The sequence below is a fragment of the Brevibacillus sp. HB1.2 genome, from assembly GCF_013332495.1.
In the GTDB taxonomy this organism is placed as follows: Bacteria; Bacillota; Bacilli; order Brevibacillales; family Brevibacillaceae; genus Brevibacillus; species Brevibacillus porteri.
Genome location: NZ_JABMIU010000011.1, coordinates 42,501 through 58,319, shown reverse-complemented (window position 1 = coordinate 58,319; position 15,819 = coordinate 42,501). Strand labels below are relative to the sequence as shown.

At 45.7% G+C, this 15,819-nt stretch carries 19 protein-coding genes; 14 read left to right on the top strand and 5 right to left on the bottom strand.

The annotated features are described in order from the left end of the window. Positions 1-351 precede the first annotated feature (351 nt). A complete protein-coding gene (locus tag HPY28_RS21820; protein WP_017251352.1) occupies positions 352-1,221 on the top strand; it encodes a tetratricopeptide repeat protein in 870 nt (289 codons plus the stop codon). Between the two features lie 10 nt (positions 1,222-1,231). Further along, positions 1,232-2,461, top strand: coding sequence for an AAA family ATPase (locus tag HPY28_RS21815; RefSeq protein WP_173622950.1), 1,230 nt, complete (start codon positions 1,232-1,234; stop codon positions 2,459-2,461). A 161-nt stretch (positions 2,462-2,622) separates the two neighbouring features. Here the strand turns inward: HPY28_RS21815 and HPY28_RS21810 are convergent, their stop codons facing one another. Beyond that, a complete protein-coding gene (locus tag HPY28_RS21810) occupies positions 2,623-3,690 on the bottom strand; it encodes an NAD(P)/FAD-dependent oxidoreductase (RefSeq protein WP_017251350.1) in 1,068 nt (355 codons plus the stop codon). Positions 3,691-3,863: 173 nt separating this feature from the next. On the opposite strand from HPY28_RS21810, the gene HPY28_RS21805 reads away from it, so the two are divergent. Then, positions 3,864-4,127, top strand: coding sequence for a YuzB family protein (locus HPY28_RS21805; RefSeq protein WP_173622952.1), 264 nt, complete (start codon positions 3,864-3,866; stop codon positions 4,125-4,127). Between the two features lie 105 nt (positions 4,128-4,232). Here the strand turns inward: HPY28_RS21805 and mqnE are convergent, their stop codons facing one another. Further along, a complete protein-coding gene (gene mqnE / locus HPY28_RS21800) occupies positions 4,233-5,336 on the bottom strand; it encodes an aminofutalosine synthase MqnE (protein WP_017251348.1) in 1,104 nt (367 codons plus the stop codon). Between the two features lie 336 nt (positions 5,337-5,672). Here mqnE and HPY28_RS21795 point away from each other — a divergent pair, with 336 nt between their 5' ends. From HPY28_RS21795 to HPY28_RS21775, 5 genes are all read left to right on the top strand, one after another. Further along, a complete protein-coding gene (locus HPY28_RS21795) occupies positions 5,673-5,894 on the top strand; it encodes an aspartyl-phosphate phosphatase Spo0E family protein (protein WP_017251347.1) in 222 nt (73 codons plus the stop codon). 147 nt (positions 5,895-6,041) lie between these two features. After that, on the top strand, positions 6,042-6,401 hold the full coding sequence (gene erpA, locus HPY28_RS21790) for an iron-sulfur cluster insertion protein ErpA (RefSeq protein WP_017251346.1): 360 nt from the start codon (positions 6,042-6,044) through the stop codon (positions 6,399-6,401). A 175-nt stretch (positions 6,402-6,576) separates the two neighbouring features. Next, positions 6,577-7,161, top strand: a complete 585-nt coding sequence (locus HPY28_RS21785) for an RNA polymerase sigma factor (protein WP_173622953.1) — start codon at positions 6,577-6,579, stop codon at positions 7,159-7,161. Continuing rightward, complete coding sequence (locus tag HPY28_RS21780; RefSeq protein ID WP_174231389.1) at positions 7,136-8,053, top strand: hypothetical protein; 918 nt, start codon at positions 7,136-7,138, stop codon at positions 8,051-8,053. Before HPY28_RS21785 ends, HPY28_RS21780 begins: the two co-directional genes overlap by 26 nt. A gap of 119 nt (positions 8,054-8,172) precedes the next feature. Further along, positions 8,173-9,654: a DUF4153 domain-containing protein gene (locus tag HPY28_RS21775; RefSeq protein ID WP_174225562.1), complete on the top strand. Its 1,482-nt coding sequence runs from the start codon at positions 8,173-8,175 to the stop codon at positions 9,652-9,654. Between the two features lie 27 nt (positions 9,655-9,681). Here the strand turns inward: HPY28_RS21775 and HPY28_RS21770 are convergent, their stop codons facing one another. Beyond that, entirely contained in the window at positions 9,682-10,272 is a 591-nt protein-coding gene (locus tag HPY28_RS21770) for a hypothetical protein (protein WP_174231387.1), read from the bottom strand. Positions 10,273-10,326: 54 nt separating this feature from the next. Between HPY28_RS21770 and HPY28_RS21765 the strand changes: the two genes are divergently transcribed. The 4 genes from HPY28_RS21765 to HPY28_RS21750 all read left to right on the top strand — a co-directional run bounded on the left by HPY28_RS21765 (position 10,327) and on the right by HPY28_RS21750 (position 12,550). Next, positions 10,327-10,632, top strand: coding sequence for a metallophosphoesterase family protein (locus HPY28_RS21765; RefSeq protein ID WP_254613171.1), 306 nt, complete (start codon positions 10,327-10,329; stop codon positions 10,630-10,632). A 119-nt stretch (positions 10,633-10,751) separates the two neighbouring features. After that, positions 10,752-11,135, top strand: coding sequence for a cupredoxin domain-containing protein (locus tag HPY28_RS21760; protein WP_017251340.1), 384 nt, complete (start codon positions 10,752-10,754; stop codon positions 11,133-11,135). Positions 11,136-11,527: 392 nt separating this feature from the next. Further along, on the top strand, positions 11,528-11,887 hold the full coding sequence (locus tag HPY28_RS21755) for a hypothetical protein (RefSeq protein WP_007716752.1): 360 nt from the start codon (positions 11,528-11,530) through the stop codon (positions 11,885-11,887). A 42-nt stretch (positions 11,888-11,929) separates the two neighbouring features. Next, on the top strand, positions 11,930-12,550 hold the full coding sequence (locus HPY28_RS21750) for a hypothetical protein (RefSeq protein WP_017251339.1): 621 nt from the start codon (positions 11,930-11,932) through the stop codon (positions 12,548-12,550). 30 nt (positions 12,551-12,580) lie between these two features. Here HPY28_RS21750 and HPY28_RS21745 read toward each other — a convergent pair whose 3' ends face one another. Beyond that, positions 12,581-12,871, bottom strand: coding sequence for a hypothetical protein (locus HPY28_RS21745; protein ID WP_017251338.1), 291 nt, complete (start codon positions 12,869-12,871; stop codon positions 12,581-12,583). A 115-nt stretch (positions 12,872-12,986) separates the two neighbouring features. Further along, on the bottom strand, positions 12,987-13,997 hold the full coding sequence (locus HPY28_RS21740; RefSeq protein WP_017251337.1) for an NAD(P)/FAD-dependent oxidoreductase: 1,011 nt from the start codon (positions 13,995-13,997) through the stop codon (positions 12,987-12,989). 349 nt (positions 13,998-14,346) lie between these two features. On the opposite strand from HPY28_RS21740, the gene HPY28_RS21735 reads away from it, so the two are divergent. Continuing rightward, a complete protein-coding gene (locus HPY28_RS21735; RefSeq protein ID WP_017251335.1) occupies positions 14,347-15,537 on the top strand; it encodes an NAD(P)/FAD-dependent oxidoreductase in 1,191 nt (396 codons plus the stop codon). A gap of 4 nt (positions 15,538-15,541) precedes the next feature. Beyond that, entirely contained in the window at positions 15,542-15,793 is a 252-nt protein-coding gene (locus HPY28_RS21730; protein WP_017251334.1) for a hypothetical protein, read from the top strand. The last annotated feature ends 26 nt before the right edge of the window (positions 15,794-15,819 follow it).

Sequence of the window (15,819 nt, the reverse complement as noted above, 5' to 3'; positions counted from 1 at the left end):
CCAAATCGTACAATCTGACCTCTTATCTGTATGCATGTATGATTGGTGGTTTTTTACCCGCGCTTGTGTTGGGGATGCAAAATGCAGTATGGTTACGGGCTAACCCTCTGTTGCGTAGCATCATTTTGGTAGTGGGAATTATTCTTTATTTCGTCTTACCACTAGGGATACTCCGATTTTTTTTAGGGACATGGATTGGGATTGCGTATTACTTTTTAATGGAACGAAGATATAAGGTTCATAAAGGAATCCATGCCACAATTCAGCCAATGCTCCAAACAGCTATTGGGTGCTCTTTCGTAGGCAGGATGCTCGAAGTGGCTTATATAGTAAAAGGAGTGCCATTATTATATGGATCTTGAAGTTTTGGAGAGTTCTGTCCTCTATCAGCTAGGCGAGCACTACTATGAGATGGGGCGCTATGAACAGGCAAGAGAACAATTTAAGCAGGTATTGGCCAAAAACGCAACGCATCCCAGGCTGCTGTATATGATGGCATATTGTGAATACCAACTGGACAATTACGAAGAAGCCTATGAGCTTTGTACATACGCCATCAATGAGGGCTTGGTCACAGAATATGTATATAATACCCTTGGACTGATTCTGATACAGCAAAAAGAATGGTATGAAGCGGAGCAGGCGATGCTTTTTGCGTTGTCCTTAAACCCCAGCGAACCGAGTATCATTGCTACGTATTCGTTCTTGATGTACGAGACGGGCCATCTAAAAAAGGCCAGGCTGCTGATGGAAGAAGCGAAACGCCTAGACCCGATGGACTCAACCGTACTGCAATACCAGTTTTATATGAGCATGATCGACGGAAAGAAAAAAGAAAAGCACGAAGCGCTGACAGGGTATATGCAAGTAGCCGAAGACGATTTGTACAAGCTAATCAAAATTGGAGAAGAGGCTTACTTTCGAGATGATTACAAAACAGCGAAGGAAGCTCTGGTCCAAGCTTTTATGCTAGACCCGACAAATTCGCGAGTAAAGGAACTTCTGGACGGAATTGAAAAGGAGACCCATTTCCTATTTTTTCCGAACCGGATTGTGCGTAAGCTGGGAGGACCTATTGGTTCATGGATAGCGAGTGTGGGGCTCATTTTACTGGCTATTTACTTGTATCCACCAGCATTTGGGGCTATTCTTCTCTTTCTGCTCATCTTTAATGTTTACACGTGGATTTCGGGGTTTGTTTATAAATTGTTTGTAAAGTGAGGAATTTCGTTTGAATAAAATCGATGTCGTCAAGCAAATGGCAGAAAGCAATCCGGAAAATGGGTCTGCATGGTATCTGTTAGGTCTGGAATATGCGCAGATTAACAAAAATAACGAAGCGCTGCAAGCGTTCACCCAGGCGCTTCGTTATAGCGATCATGCACTTCAGCAGCAAATCATAGTAGAGCTAGGAAAGATTGCTTCTGCAAACACTACATCTAGCCAGTCTTCCATTAGCCAGCGCTCCATGCCACAAAAGGCTATGGTAGGAGCCTCAGAAGCTACCCAAGAAGTGGATAACCAGGAACAACTTCATGATGACCACAATTCATTTCAAGTCATTCCTGGCGGACAAGTAGGAAGACGGGATAAGGTGAAGGATCACGTGACCTTCGAGGATGTTGGTGGTTTGCACGAAGTGAAGAATGCCATTCATATGAAAATTATCAAGCCGTTTGTGTCTCCTGGACTGTTCGAGCTCTTCAAGAAAAAAATAGGGGGTGGAATCCTCCTGTATGGGCCTCCAGGATGCGGGAAAACGTTCATTGCCAAAGCCACAGCAGGGGAATGCCGTGCCCGCTTTGTGCCCATACATATTTCGGATATTCTCGATCCTTATATCGGCGCTAGTGAGCAAAACCTCCGAGAGATCTTCTCGTCTGCGAGAGCGAACAAGCCGAGTGTCCTGTTCCTCGATGAAATGGATGCGCTCGGTTACAATCGCAGCCGTGCTTCGTCTAATACGATGCGGACAGTTGTTGATACGCTCTTAACCGAGATCGAAGGGATTGATACCAGCACAGATAAGATGCTCATCATCGGTGCGACCAATATGCCATGGGATGTAGACCCTGCCTTTAAACGTCCGGGTCGTTTCGACAAGATGATTTTTGTCTCACCTCCAGATGAAGAAGCGAGGAAGACCATTTTTCAAATCAAGCTGGCCGAACGTCCAGTGGTTGAGATCGATTACGACTGGTTAGCCAAGGAAACGGACCTGTATTCTGGGGCAGACATCGAGAATGTCGTCGAGATTGCTACAGAAATGGTGATCGCGGAAATTATGAAGTCAGGTGTTGAACGCCCAATCCAGATGAATGATTTGAAGCAATCCATTGCATCCACACATCCTTCTACCATTGACTGGCTGCGAACAGTCAAAAATTACGTGAAATATGCCAATCAGGGCGGGCTGTACAATGATGTAGAGTCATTCTTATCTCGTTATAAACGGATTTGATATAATTCTAAGCAAAAAGCTTATTCCAAAAGAAAGTCTGGAATAAGCTTTGTTGTTTTATTGTTCGAATTATTTGACGATAGAACCTCGATGATCAGCCAGGTTCCTTAGATGATACAAAAAGAAAACCTGTTAGACCATCCGGCCAACAGGCTTGTGCTTTATCCCATATGCTTTTTGTACATCCATAGCTGACCGCTCTTGATGACACGAGCCATCTGACCGACTAGAGACATTTTCCCCATGCTGGCAAAGCCTTCCTTTTTGCCGAGGGAACCGAGGAAGCCTTTGTGCTTGAGAGCAGGCAATGAAGCTGGATACTCCTCACCTTTGATGTCTTTTTTCAACATCAAGGCAATTTGATCGCCCTGGATCTCAGCTGTTTGTGCACTTGGCGCGATGATGGTGCTTGCACAGTCACCCACCACATACACGTTCGTATGGGATTGGATTTGATGATACTGATTTAGTTTGGCGCGTCCGATGTTATCTGTTTCGATCGGCAGAGAGCGCACGATTTTGTTCGCTTGAATACCTGCTGTCCATACGATAACATCACTTTCAACAGGCTGGTTGTGGTTGTACACGATCCCTTGCTCGATGCTAGTGACATTCGCCATGGAAACAAGCTGTACATCGTGCTCAATGAACCATTGAGATGCGTATTCCTGAAGCTTTTTCGGGAATGGGCTCAAAATGCTTTGACCGCGGTCGATGATGCGTACATTCAGGTCGGGACGGCTCTCGCGTAGCTCAGCAGCCATTTCCACCCCGGAAAGACCACCACCCACAACGCTAACCGTGCCGTATGGGTTCACATTATTGATTGCCATGTATGTGTTGCGGGTAGCTCCCATGGATTGAATCGAACACGTAAATTGTTCAGCACCAGGGATATCATGGTAACGATCCTCACAACCCAATCCGATTACAAGCCAATCGTAGGAGAGGGTGTCCCCGTTAGTAAAATTGACGACCTGCTCGTCCAATTCCACACCAGCAATTTCACCGTATTTGACGGTCAGGCGTGGATCGTTTGGAAAATTAACACGCAGGTGAGATTCCGGTGTAGTACCTGCCGCCAGAGCGTAATACTCTGTTTTCAAGCCATGAAACGGCATACGGTCTACGAGGGTTATAAACACGTCATCTGGTAAATCAGGGGACAGGACTCGCTCAATAATACGAAGACCCCCGTATCCTCCTCCAAGGATCACAAGTCGTTTCATAGAAGGTCTAGTCCTTTCTTCTGTCCGTTTTTTACAGCACCCACTCTATTTTTAGTCTCTTTCACTAAAAATGCAAGCAGAATCTTTTTCCCGTTTTCTCCGCTGGATTTTTATCAAAGTCGCGGTACAATAAAGTACGTGATGATGTCGAAATAATCGGTAGGTGACAATAGATGAAACCACTAGTAGAATTTTGCGCGAGCAATGTTTCCTCCTATACGCAATCCGTCGTGGATGCATTGGAAAATGATCCTGATCTGGACGTGGACGTACTCGAGTACGGCTGTCTGGGGTATTGCGGTGAATGCTACATGGAGCCATTCGCGCTCGTAAACGGCACATTGGTACAAGCTCCAACAGCCGATGAATTACTGGTAAAAATCAAGAAGAAATTACGTGAGGAAGAAGAGTTGCTGAATGCAGATTTTCCTCTTTAGGTTGTTCTCTTAGGATGTTCATTGGGGAGCATGATCAACCGTGCATGTTTCAAAATAGTAAAGCTGATGCCCAAGTGAAAGGGAGCATCAGCTTTTTTTCATGGATTAATGTTCTTTGATTACGTTGTAGAAGGTATCGCGTTCCAGCGCACGTTTTCCTGCGCCTTTGATCAACCAAACCAACTCATCTACAGTCAGAGCTTGTTGGGTAAGTGCACCGGCTGAGTGGCTGATACGCTCCTCGATCAAGGTTCCGTGAGCATCGGAAATTCCCATTTGCAGAGAAAGTTGTGTGAGCTGGGTACCGATGTTGATGAAGTATGCTTTGATATGCTGGAAGTTATCGAGCATCAGACGGCTGATCGCCATTGTTTTCAAATCATCAATGGCAGAGTTGCGGCGTTTGATACCAGCTGTTGCTTTGATCGGTTGAACAGCCAATGGAATGAACACCATGAAGCCGTTTGTGTCATCTTGCAGCTCGCGCAGGCGGAGCATGTGAATCACGCGCTCTTCCAATGTCTCGATGGAGCCGTACAGCATGGTGGTATGTGTTTTCAAGCCCAACTCATGAGCCGTGCGGTGTACTTGCAGGTACATGTCTGTACTTGCTTTTTCCGGGCTCATTTTCATACGATAGCGCTCAGTCAAAATTTCAGCGCCACCACCTGTAAGGCTTTGAAGACCAGCTTTCATCAGCTCTTGCAAAACCTCGCGGATGGATAGACCGGAAATGCGGGAGAAGAACTCAATCTCTGCACCTGTATACGATTTAATCGTTACATCCGGGTACGCTTTTCTCAAGGTACGAATGGTGTCGAGGTAGTATTCAAATGGCTTGTGCTGGTTATGTCCGCCTACGATATGGAATTCACGGATACCTGGATGGAAGCGAGTTTCTACATAATGAAGCAACTCATCTGTGCTCATCGTGTAGGCACCCTCATCCCCTTCATCGCGGCGGAAGCCACAGAATTTGCAATGAGCTTCACATACGTTCGTTGGGTTGATGTACAGATTTTGCAAAAAGTAAACGTTATCCTGATTCTTGCGATAGTTAACAACGTTAGCCAATTGTCCAATCGTCAAAAGATCGTTGGAATTAAAAAGGGTGACACCGTCTTCCAAGGTAAGTCTTTCGCCATGCATAACTTTTTCTGCGATTCCGGCGAGAGATTTGTCTTGTATGGCAATCGTTTCAAGCGCCATTCCAAACACTTCCTTTCAAAGTCAATGGTTCTTAGATGAAAGAGCTTTAATCCAGTCATACCCAATCGATATTCGTTCCATGGGAGTGGAAAGGCTCTTAGGAATAGAGTAAATCTCGGGCAACAAGAGCACCTATATTATAAACCTCTTGGTAAGTACGAACAATATCATAAGTTCTCCAACTCTCTAGAAGGAAGGTGCGGATGTAAAAATATAACAATTACCGTCGTATTTTTGGTATATTTTCGGAAATAAAGGAATTTTTGTTTGCGAAATTCTAGCTGTTCTTGTAAAATATAGTAAGAAAGCCTGATCTATTACTAGGAGGAGCTTCAAATGCGGGACGTTTTGCTCGAGAAAATCGAACTCCTTCGACAGCGTATGGTATATATGGGGTTAGAGTTTGGGTTAGATCATCCAGATGTCCTCGAATACAGTATACAAATTGATCAACTACACAACGAACTGAACCAGATCGATCATAGTCTGTCTAAGGCAGGGAACCGGAAGAAAGCTTATAGATTTTATCTAATGGAAAACAATGCACATTTTGCATAGGAAGGGGAAACCCTTCTTTTTTATTTTGAAAAGAATGAACGCGTAAAGTGCAGGGGAACCTTGTGGGAAGAAGCGTTTCTTAGTAAACTGAATATACTGGTTGTAACAAGTGCAGGAATAATGAGCCTGTGAAGGAGGGAAAGAAGCATGATTACATTGACAGAGCGCGCCAGTCTGAAAGTAAAAGAAATGCTGGCAGCAGAAGGTAAGCCCGATGTGTTTTTACGGGTAGGTGTCAGAACTGGTGGTTGCAGCGGCTTTACCTACGGGATGGGCTGGGACGAAGAGATAAAAGAAGGCGACGAGACCTTCGAGCAAAACGGTGTGAAAATTGTTGTCGACAAGGACAGCTATCCATACATTAAAGGTACAGAGATTGATTTCAAGGAATCGATGATGGGCGGAGGCTTCTCCATCGAGAATCCGAATGCAGTCGCTTCTTGTGGCTGTGGATCTTCGTTTAAGACGGCACTCGCTGAAGGTAAAGCGGAGAAATGTGACGACTAAGGCCTTTTGCTAGTATTTGGTGATTAAGAGTAATAGAAACCTCTTTGACTTGTGCAGATATTGCGCATGAGTTGAAGAGGTTTTTTTGTTGGGAGTATTCGGTTAAAAAATTTCCAAATCGTGTCACAAAATGACGCCTTTGTTTGTTATACGTGCGAATCGGAGGTGAGAGGGATTGGATCATAACGAAATGGAGCATGCGCTAAAGGAGGTCAGAGCCGGGGATATCGACCAATTTGGTTTGATCATCGATGCGATGCAAAAGCCGTTGTTCGTGTACTGCTATCACATGCTGGGACACCGACAGGAAGCGGAGGATGCTGTCCAGGAGGTTTTCTTGAAAGCATTCGAGCAGCTGGACAGCTATCGGCACACTGTTTCTTTTTCGGCATGGATGTATAAGATTGCGTATCATCATTGTCTGAACCTCTTAAACAGAGCGAAGCTGAATCGTGTGTTCACTTTTTTGCGAGCGGGGATTCAGACGGTCAGTCGCCATGAGGGAGAAAAGAAGGTAGAAGATACGGAGTATTTGAACAACCCTCTTCATGTAGCAATAGCAAAGCTATCTGTAAAGGAGCGTAATCTCCTGATTTTGCGTGTGGTGGAAGACCGAAGCTACGACGAGCTGGCCTTGTTGTTTGATACGAAGCCAGCTACGCTGCGCAAACAGTATGAACGGGCATTGAAAAAGTGCAAATCCTACATGCTCGTGAATGAAGGCGGTGATAGACATGACTCGATCTCAGCAACCCGATGATTGGAAACAACAGTTAACTGCCGCCGCCGATGATTTCGATGTCAAGGAACAGGTCCTTCAAAAAATGAAGGAACAAAAAATGAGGTCGGAGGGGAAGCAAGTGAAAAAAAGATGGGGATTACTTATCGCAGCGATTCTTGTGTTTGGGGGAACATCCGCATATGCAGCCATGAAGGTATACGAATTGAAGAATGAAAAAGGGGAAGCCGTTGTAAAAGTGCAGCAGACTGCTACTCCACAACCGCAAAGTAAATCTGGAAACTGGAAGAGTTTTCAAGATGTAAGGGATTCGCTTAAGCCAGGAGAGGGAGCAGCTGTATATATGGCTGGCCCAGATAATCCGAAAAAACGTGTTTCTTTCACCTATATTCCTGTTATTCATGAATCCACACCGCCACTACAGAAAGAAGTGGGGAGCTTTTATGAGGTACCAGCTGAGCTAGCGGGTGGTTACAAATTTGTAAATGGGCATGTAAATTACCCATTTGATTATAGCCAAGCAGAATTATTCGAAGAAATGTACAAGGAAGCAGAGAACGAGAAGAAGCAAATCGTTGTGCGAAAGGTATCTCCTAAGTCAAATTTTGATAGAGTCTATACGTTGTACAAAGGGAGTGAAGGAAAAGAGCGGGACGGGGACGTATACATCGCCATCACGAATTTTGAAGGTGTGAAATACATCGAGGAAGAAGCAGGACAGGATGCCATCGTAGAAAAAGTGAAAGTGCAAAACTATGAGGGACTGTATATAGCTGGCAAGCTAATGGATGGAACCGAAGAAAAGGTCGTAAAGGTCTATCAAGAGGACAAGAATAGACTCATCGAAGTGGTTGCCATGAATCCTGTTCTGACGAAAAAAGATTTACTGATGATTGCCCAGAATTTAAAATAGATACACCTAACCAAAAATGTAACATTTATCCAGATGCGCGCGTATTTACAAGAGCAGCTCCTTATTGGAGTCTGCTCTTGACTTTTTTAAGGAAAAAGCATGAGTAAGGAGTGAAAAAGGTGGCTGATGTTACGCAAGAACAAAAAGGCTTACAGTGGCTATTGCTGGGGGCATTTGGGATCGGCTTACTGTTTGACTGGATGTTTTACGGTAAAGGATTTGGCATCTCTTATCTATTGTTCGTAATCGGCTTGTATGGTCTTTTTATTTGGCAGGCTAGGCAACGCATTCCTATACGCTTTTCTCGAAAGCAAGTATTCGACTGGATATGGACGCTTCCGATTTTTCTATTGGCCTTTACCTTTTTTCTATTTTCCAATCCGCATTTTCATCTGTTCAACCTGTTATTGATTCCGTTTTTATTCGTGATCCAAACGATTCTGATCACCAAGCGTCATCAAGCGAAATGGTATGAGGCAGGCTTTTTCATGGAGATGTTGGAGATGCTGCTCCTTTTCACCCCGAAGTATATGCGGATGCCTTTTCGGTTGTCAAAGGAATGGATCAAGGGTAGGGTGAACCAGGAGAAGTATGGGGTGATGAAGAAGGTTTTCATCGGAATCGGCATCTCGGTGCCTCTGCTGGTGATTGTACTCTCCTTGCTCTCGAATGCGGATAGTGTGTTTGGACATTTTCTGGGTCAAATACCGCGAAGGGTCATTGATGTCCATTCACTTGAAGCAATCTTTCGAATGATGCTAATCGCGATCATTACGATCCTCGTGTTTGCTTACATGTATTCTCTTTTCGGGAAACGAGAAGAAGTAGTGGAATTGCCTGTGCCTGAAGAAGAAAAGAAGATCGTCTGGGACGGGGTTATCCTTGTAACGATTCTGGCGATCATCAATATGGTGTACACAGCGTTTACATACATTCAGATTTCGTATTTGTTCAGCGGGGCAAAGCGAGTTTTACCAGATGAATTGACGTACGCCGAGTATGCTAGAAATGGCTTCAATGAGCTGGTGACGGTTACTGTTATTAATTTCTTGATTCTCCTATGTACGATGCACTTTGCATCACGGGCAAAACCAATGCTCTACCGGATCATTCAAGTTCTGCTGAGTATGCTGACGATTTGCACAGGTTTCATGCTCGTGTCCGCCTATTTTCGCCTCTCACTGTATGAGGATGCTTACGGGTATACGCATACGCGGCTGTTAGCTCACGTTTTCATGATCTTTCTGTTTGTGTTGTTTATCATTGCTCTCTTGAAAATTTGGCGCGACGGTTTCTCCCTGATCAAGTATTACGCGATTGTGACACTAGTGAGTTACGTCATTCTGAACTACATCAATATGGACGTCATCATTGCCAAAAACAATGTACAGCGCTATCATGCGACTGGACACATCGACATCGAGTATCTGAGCGAGCTGTCTTATGACGCCATACCAGTGGTTATAGAGCTTGTGCGGGATAAAAAGGTAGAAGAGAGGTTTATGGAGATGCTACAGGAGCGAAAAGAGATTTTGTATGAGGACAATAGCTGGCAGTCCTTTAATCTCTCGGAGTATCGTGCAAAGGCTTATCTTCCATGAAATGAATGAGGGCGGAGACGAGGTGATCTATCGTCTCCGTTTTGTTTGGAACCAAAAGAGGTAGAACAAGACTCCTCCTGAGATGATGATGACAATAACAATAACTATGGCAAAATAATCATTCCAATTGAGATTTGCTGAAGGGACAGGCACTGTACCAGACCCCAATACTTGCAAGTCTTCTCCTGCATCTGCTTTGAGGACTGTTCGTGTACAGATGTTGGTTTCTAGCTCATTTAGCTCCCCATAAAACGCATAGACAAGATATTCTTGCCCCAATTGAAAAGGAATGCCACATGCGCCTCCAAGCCCATCGGTGACAATCAAGACTTGTTGCTGATCTACTCCTTTCCAAGTGGACTGTACCTCGAACATAACGTCAAAACCTTCCCGAACTGGTTTATCCCAAAACGAAAGCATACCAATCCAGTCTGTACGCTCATTCACCTGTAGCACCTTCCCTGTAAAAACAGCAGCAGACAAGTCCTTTGCCGTTAGTGTGTCGGGAGGTCTGGCACAACTACAGGCTGACGCAGGGAAAGGGTGGATGAAAAAGGTAAAAAGAATCGCTATCGAGAAAAGAACTGCTATGGTACCACGATTTTTTTGAAGCATCATGACTGATCCACTCCTATTAACCATAAGACGGGTGAGAAGGGGAATTGTTCCAAAATGATGACGACGATTGTTTTGTGTATCCTGATGGGAATGATATTTTTGGCCCACTCTCCCAATATAATCTCATTGATTCACAGTGAGAGTTTGAAAGCTGACCTTCTCTTGACCGGACATACTCATGGGGGACAAGTTCGCTTGTTCAATTGGACTATTGGTGCCTACAAGCATTTTCATGTCGGGCAAAAAGAGGATCAATCCGTTGGCGTATTTGGCATCAGTCGCGGGCTTGGTACTTCAAGACTGCCAGTCCGGCTGAATTGCTTTCCAGAGATCACGGTATACGGGATCAATCGATCATGAGCGCTCGTGTTCATCAATCGTTCCCCAATTCGTCACTGTTCGTTCACACGATCCCAGATTTTGGATTGATTTCATCGAGTAAGATGGAAGTGTAGAAAAAGAAGAAAGAAGGGGTCATTGTGAATAAGAAGTGGGGTCTGTTGGTTTCTTCAGTTGCATTGTCTGCAATGTTGATTACAGCATGCGGCGGAGGCAAGGATCAAGCTGCTAGCACGGATGCAGCGGCTCCTGCAGCGACTACTGGCACACAAGTGAATATCGAAGCTAGTAACTGGAAATTCAATCAAGAAACCTTTGAAGTAAAAGCTGGCGAAGAGTTCACGCTCAACTTCAAGTCGACAGAAGGCTTTCACGGTATTGGTATCCAAGGGCTGGATGTAGACATGCAAAAAGATGGCAGCAAAACGATGAAAATCGATACAGCTGGTGAGTACACTATCTTTTGCAACGTGATCTGTGGACCGGATCATGGAAAAATGGTTGCAAAATTAGTCGTGAAATAATTCGATTCTCTTATTGGAATATAACAACAAACAAGCACTTTGGCCTGCATAGCGAGTCAAGGTGTTTTTTCATTTCAATGGTAGGGACATACTACATGGGTAGCCACTCACGAGTAAGGGAGGGAACCACATGTCCAAGCACAACAACAAAGACAAACGTCCAACAGAAGCATCCGCCGGCTCACGCAGCACTCCTCCGAAAACGGGAGAGAACACCGGGCATAATTTGCGGAAAGAAGATCGATCGTAACAGATAGGCTTAGCAACAAATAGGCAGAAGTCCTCCCATGACGGAGGGCTTTTTTGCTCGTCATATACATGTTTTCACGATTTTTGCACAAGGTAAGGAGGAAAAGTTTTCAAGTCGGTGATGCGATCCAAAAAGGAGATGAGTGACACTGGATAAGAAACACTACTACGTGACCTTACAAGCAGGAACGACAGTGGCAGAAATCCGTGATGAAAAAGGCTCTGCCACGTACGATTTTGAGATCGAAGCGACCGATGTTCAAGTAGGCATGATGCGAGACTTGTTCAATAACTGCGTCCATGGGGATTTCATGATGTGGATGCATGGGCATACACTATGGTCTGACATGCCGGATCGGGACAACGACGAATACGATGACAACCTGAGGGCCATCTACCAACTCATTTATCAGTATGGCACCGAAAAAACAAAAAGTGATCTCGAGCAAATGGGTCTTGTAAAGCTATTGGGGCTGGATAGAGAAGAGTTGCGCCCTTTTTAACGGATCAATGATAGACGTTTTCTACCAGAAGGAGTGAATCGTATGAAGATGTGGAAGCAAGGAATGATGACAACAGCGCTGGTAATGGGTCTCGCCATGCCAGGTGTTGCGTTGGCCCAAGATGTATCGGCAACAGTTGCCCAGGTGATCAAGCCGACTCACAGCCATGATGAGCATGGAGAGAAGCACATGAAGGTGCGAAACAGCTCCAACAGAGGCGTTCATCAAAAAATGTACATGCTCTTGCTAGCGGAAAAATATGCACCGGATAGCGTGGAGAAATGGCAGGCAACGTTTAAAGAACGTGATCGTTTAATGAGCGAGTTCGAGGCGCTAAGTGACGACCCGAAGTGGCAGGCGAAGCGTGAAGAACGGAAGCAACTGATTAACAAGCTGAATGAACAGGTGAAAAAGGGCGAAATAACCAACGAACAGATGGAAAAGCAGTTCAAGGAATGGAAAGACAAAAACATGGGGCCAAAAGAAGAGCGTGACGCCCGAAAAGCTCGGATCGAGCAAATGAAAAAAACACACGAAGCTTTTGACTCGGCGATCGAATCTGGCGATACAGCCAAGATTAAGGAGTCACTTCAGCAAATGCTAGAACAAATGCAAGCAAACAATTCTCGCATGGCGGAAAAGCTGGCCATGAAGAAAAAATAACGTTTCGAACAAAAAAAGGACGTGACCGACTTACTGGTACGCGTCCTTTTTCATATCGGTTACAAGCATAGCGGGGGTCCATTCATCCAGGAAGACCACCTGTTCGGTTTGGCAGGAGGGACACCAGCCTGTATGGACGCATTGGTGGCGCGTACGATCTATGTAGCCGTTGTCCATCTTGGCATCGTCTATCTCCCGGTACGGGCTGTAGCTCCCATAAAAGTCATACAGACGGCCTGCATCTTGCAGAGCTTGACCGCACGTTGAACAGGTTTGTTGGAGCGGTGTAAAGCCATTGCAAACTGGGCAGAGATGATTCAAAGCGTAATCGCCTCCTCGTTGTTGCTTCTACTGTGCACGCCAACAAAAGCGGTTATGCAATGGAATGAAAAATCCCTGTCGCAGCCAACGGAGGCACAACAGGGACGAAACATTTTTACGATTTGAAGTTGTCCATGCTTGAAGAATGACCAGGCTGCAATTTGGCATCCGGATTAAAGTAGGAAACCGCGTTGTTTACAGCGGTAGGGGCCTCACCAAATCCGACAGCGATCAGTTTGACCTTACCAGGGTAGGTTGCGATGTCGCCTGCTGCGAAAATGCCTGGAATGTTTGATTCCATGCGGGTATCGACCACGATGGAGCCTTTTTCGAGCTCCAGCCCCCAGTTCTTGATCGGACCGAGAGAGGAGATGAAGCCGAAGTTGACAATGACTGCGTCGACTTCCAGATCGACTTCTTCTTTTGTCGTGCAATTGGCCAGCGTGAGTTTTTCGATGCGCTCCTCGCCGTGCAAAGCTGCAATTTCGTAAGGTGTCGTGACGTTTACTTTGGAGGACATGAGCATTTCTACACTGTGTTCATGTGCGCGGAACTTGTCTCTGCGATGGATGAGGTATACTTCTTTTGCGATAGGTTCTAGCATGAGGGACCAGTCCAGAGCGGAATCACCGCCGCCAATAACAGCTACACGCTGTCCCTTGAAGGAGTTCAGATCGGTAACAAAATAGTGCAGATTGGATTTTTCATATTTGACGGCATCTGGGTGTTCCAGCCTGCGAGGTTCAAACGCTCCTACCCCAGCAGTGATGATTACGGATTTGGAGTAGTGAGTGCCTTTGTCCGTTGTGATTTCAAACACATCGTCTACTTTTTTTACGACATTTTCCACTTTCTCTTCCAGGCAAACGGTTTGCTGAAAGCGGGAAATCTGATCTTTCAGATTATTGATCAAATCTTGTGCTAAAACCTTTGGAAATCCGGCTACATCATATATGTACTTCTCCGGATAAAGAGCGGATAATTGCCCACCTAGCTGGGGCATGCTCTCAATGATTTTTACACTGGCCTGCCTCATCCCGCCGTAAAAAGCGGTAAATAACCCGGCAGGGCCGCCACCAATGATCGTAATGTCGTAGATTTGCTCGTCCTTTTGCAGAAAATTCAATCCAAAGCACCTCCGAATTAATCGTAAGCGAACTCCTCAACCATTATAACCCATACAAGTGGAAAAACAGGAGAGAAAATTCGAAAGATGATAGGCAAAAAACCCTTGCAAATCCAATCGGTAGCCGATAAGATGAGGATGACTGTAAAGAAATTGTCACATTTTTCTACGTCTGACTTTGTGCATTTTTTCACAGAGTGGTTCGGATGGCAGTACAGGGCAATAATTCCGATACTACAAGGATCATGAAATGGGGCATCTTAATAGGTACCAGACCACGTGAAAAATCGCACAATCTTCCTAAAGTTACCATGAACTATGACATCATACATGATTGGAAGGGATACTGATGGGTACACCCAAAATCCTGATTCTTGGCGCTGGATACGGTGGTTTGCTCACAACGTTGCAGCTACAGAAAAAGCTCAACTACAATGAGGCGGAAATCACCTTGGTCAACAAGCACAACTATCACTACATCACGACTTGGCTACATGAGCCGGCTGCAGGTACAGCACCAGCGGATCATGCTCGCGTCAGTCTGGATGGCATCTTGAACAAAGACAAAGTCAACTTTGTCAAAGGAACGGTGCAAGCCATTCAGCCAGAGGAGCAGACCGTCACGCTCGAAAATGGCGAGGTGCTGGCGTATGACTATCTCGTCATCGGATTGGGTAGCGAGCCAGAAACGTTCGGAATTGAGGGACTCAAGGAGCATGCGTTTAGCATTCGCAGTATCAATGCGGTCCGCAATATTCGCGAGCACATTGAATACATGTTCTCCAAATTTAAAAATGAGCCGGATCGTACGGACTACCTCACGTTTGTTGTGGGTGGAGCTGGCTTTACAGGTATTGAGTTTTGCGGAGAGCTCGGCGATCGTCTGCCAGAGCTGTGCCGAGAATTTGATGTCGATCCTGAACTGGTGAAAGTCTACTGCATTGAGGCAGCACCAACTGCATTGCCTGGCTTTGATCCAGAGCTGATCCAATACGCAATGGATGTATTGGAGAGAAAAGGCATCGAGTTCAAAATTGGAACACCGATCAAGCAGTGCACCCCGGATGGCGTGCTGTTGGCTACCGGAGAAGAAATCAAATCGAAGACGGTGGTTTGGGCAGCAGGTGTCCGCGGCAACAGTATCGTGGAAAAAGCAGGCTTCGAAGTCATGCGAGGTCGCGTCAAGGTAGACGAATATTTGCGTGCGCCTGGTCATGAGAATGTTTTTGTGGTAGGGGATTGTGCCTTGATCTTCAACGAAGAAGGACGTCCTTACCCGCCAACTGCGCAAATCGCGGTACAGGAAGGCGAGACGCTGGGTGAGAATCTCGCTGCCTTGATCCGTGGCGATCTCCCTCAAAAATTCATCCCGCATCTGCAAGGGACACTTGCCTCTCTTGGAAAAGGTGAGGGCATCGGGCAAGTTGGTTCGAAAAAGCTGTTCGGCAGCACAGCAGCCATGATGAAAAAAGCGAGCGACCTGCGCTACTTGTACAAAATTGGCGGCGTCGGTCTCGCACTGAAGAAAGTAAAGCTGTAAAACGATGCGTCACGCGAGCATTCAAGTCCGGGGGCTCATGGTCCGCGAAGAGATGGATCGGTACAATGCCTTGATGGAAGTGGGAGCTTTTCTGGAGGAACAGGGGCGACACGATTTGGCATGGCATGTACAGCGTGAAGTAGATATTCTCATCCTGCCTGCCATCGACCGGCTCAAGGAAAAGGGCCGCGAGAGGGATCGGGAAAATCTACGATACATGATCGATAATGGGCTCCTTGATGACGAGGATGATTGATAGGTACCCCCGGCAAAGAAGAGCCG

Coding starts and splice junctions, on each gene's coding strand:
- HPY28_RS21730 (WP_017251334.1), top strand. CDS start 15,542: ATGCGTCACGCGAGCATTCAAGTCCGGGGGCTCATGGTCCGCGAAGAG.
- HPY28_RS21805 (WP_173622952.1), top strand. CDS start 3,864: ATGAAACCACTAGTAGAATTTTGCGCGAGCAATGTTTCCTCCTATACG.
- HPY28_RS21780 (WP_174231389.1), top strand. CDS start 7,136: ATGACTCGATCTCAGCAACCCGATGATTGGAAACAACAGTTAACTGCC.
- HPY28_RS21770 (WP_174231387.1), bottom strand. CDS start 10,272: ATGATGCTTCAAAAAAATCGTGGTACCATAGCAGTTCTTTTCTCGATA.
- HPY28_RS21810 (WP_017251350.1), bottom strand. CDS start 3,690: ATGAAACGACTTGTGATCCTTGGAGGAGGATACGGGGGTCTTCGTATT.
- HPY28_RS21750 (WP_017251339.1), top strand. CDS start 11,930: ATGAAGATGTGGAAGCAAGGAATGATGACAACAGCGCTGGTAATGGGT.
- mqnE (WP_017251348.1), bottom strand. CDS start 5,336: ATGGCGCTTGAAACGATTGCCATACAAGACAAATCTCTCGCCGGAATC.
- HPY28_RS21820 (WP_017251352.1), top strand. CDS start 352: ATGGATCTTGAAGTTTTGGAGAGTTCTGTCCTCTATCAGCTAGGCGAG.
- HPY28_RS21765 (WP_254613171.1), top strand. CDS start 10,327: ATGATGACGACGATTGTTTTGTGTATCCTGATGGGAATGATATTTTTG.
- HPY28_RS21735 (WP_017251335.1), top strand. CDS start 14,347: ATGGGTACACCCAAAATCCTGATTCTTGGCGCTGGATACGGTGGTTTG.
- erpA (WP_017251346.1), top strand. CDS start 6,042: ATGATTACATTGACAGAGCGCGCCAGTCTGAAAGTAAAAGAAATGCTG.
- HPY28_RS21795 (WP_017251347.1), top strand. CDS start 5,673: ATGCGGGACGTTTTGCTCGAGAAAATCGAACTCCTTCGACAGCGTATG.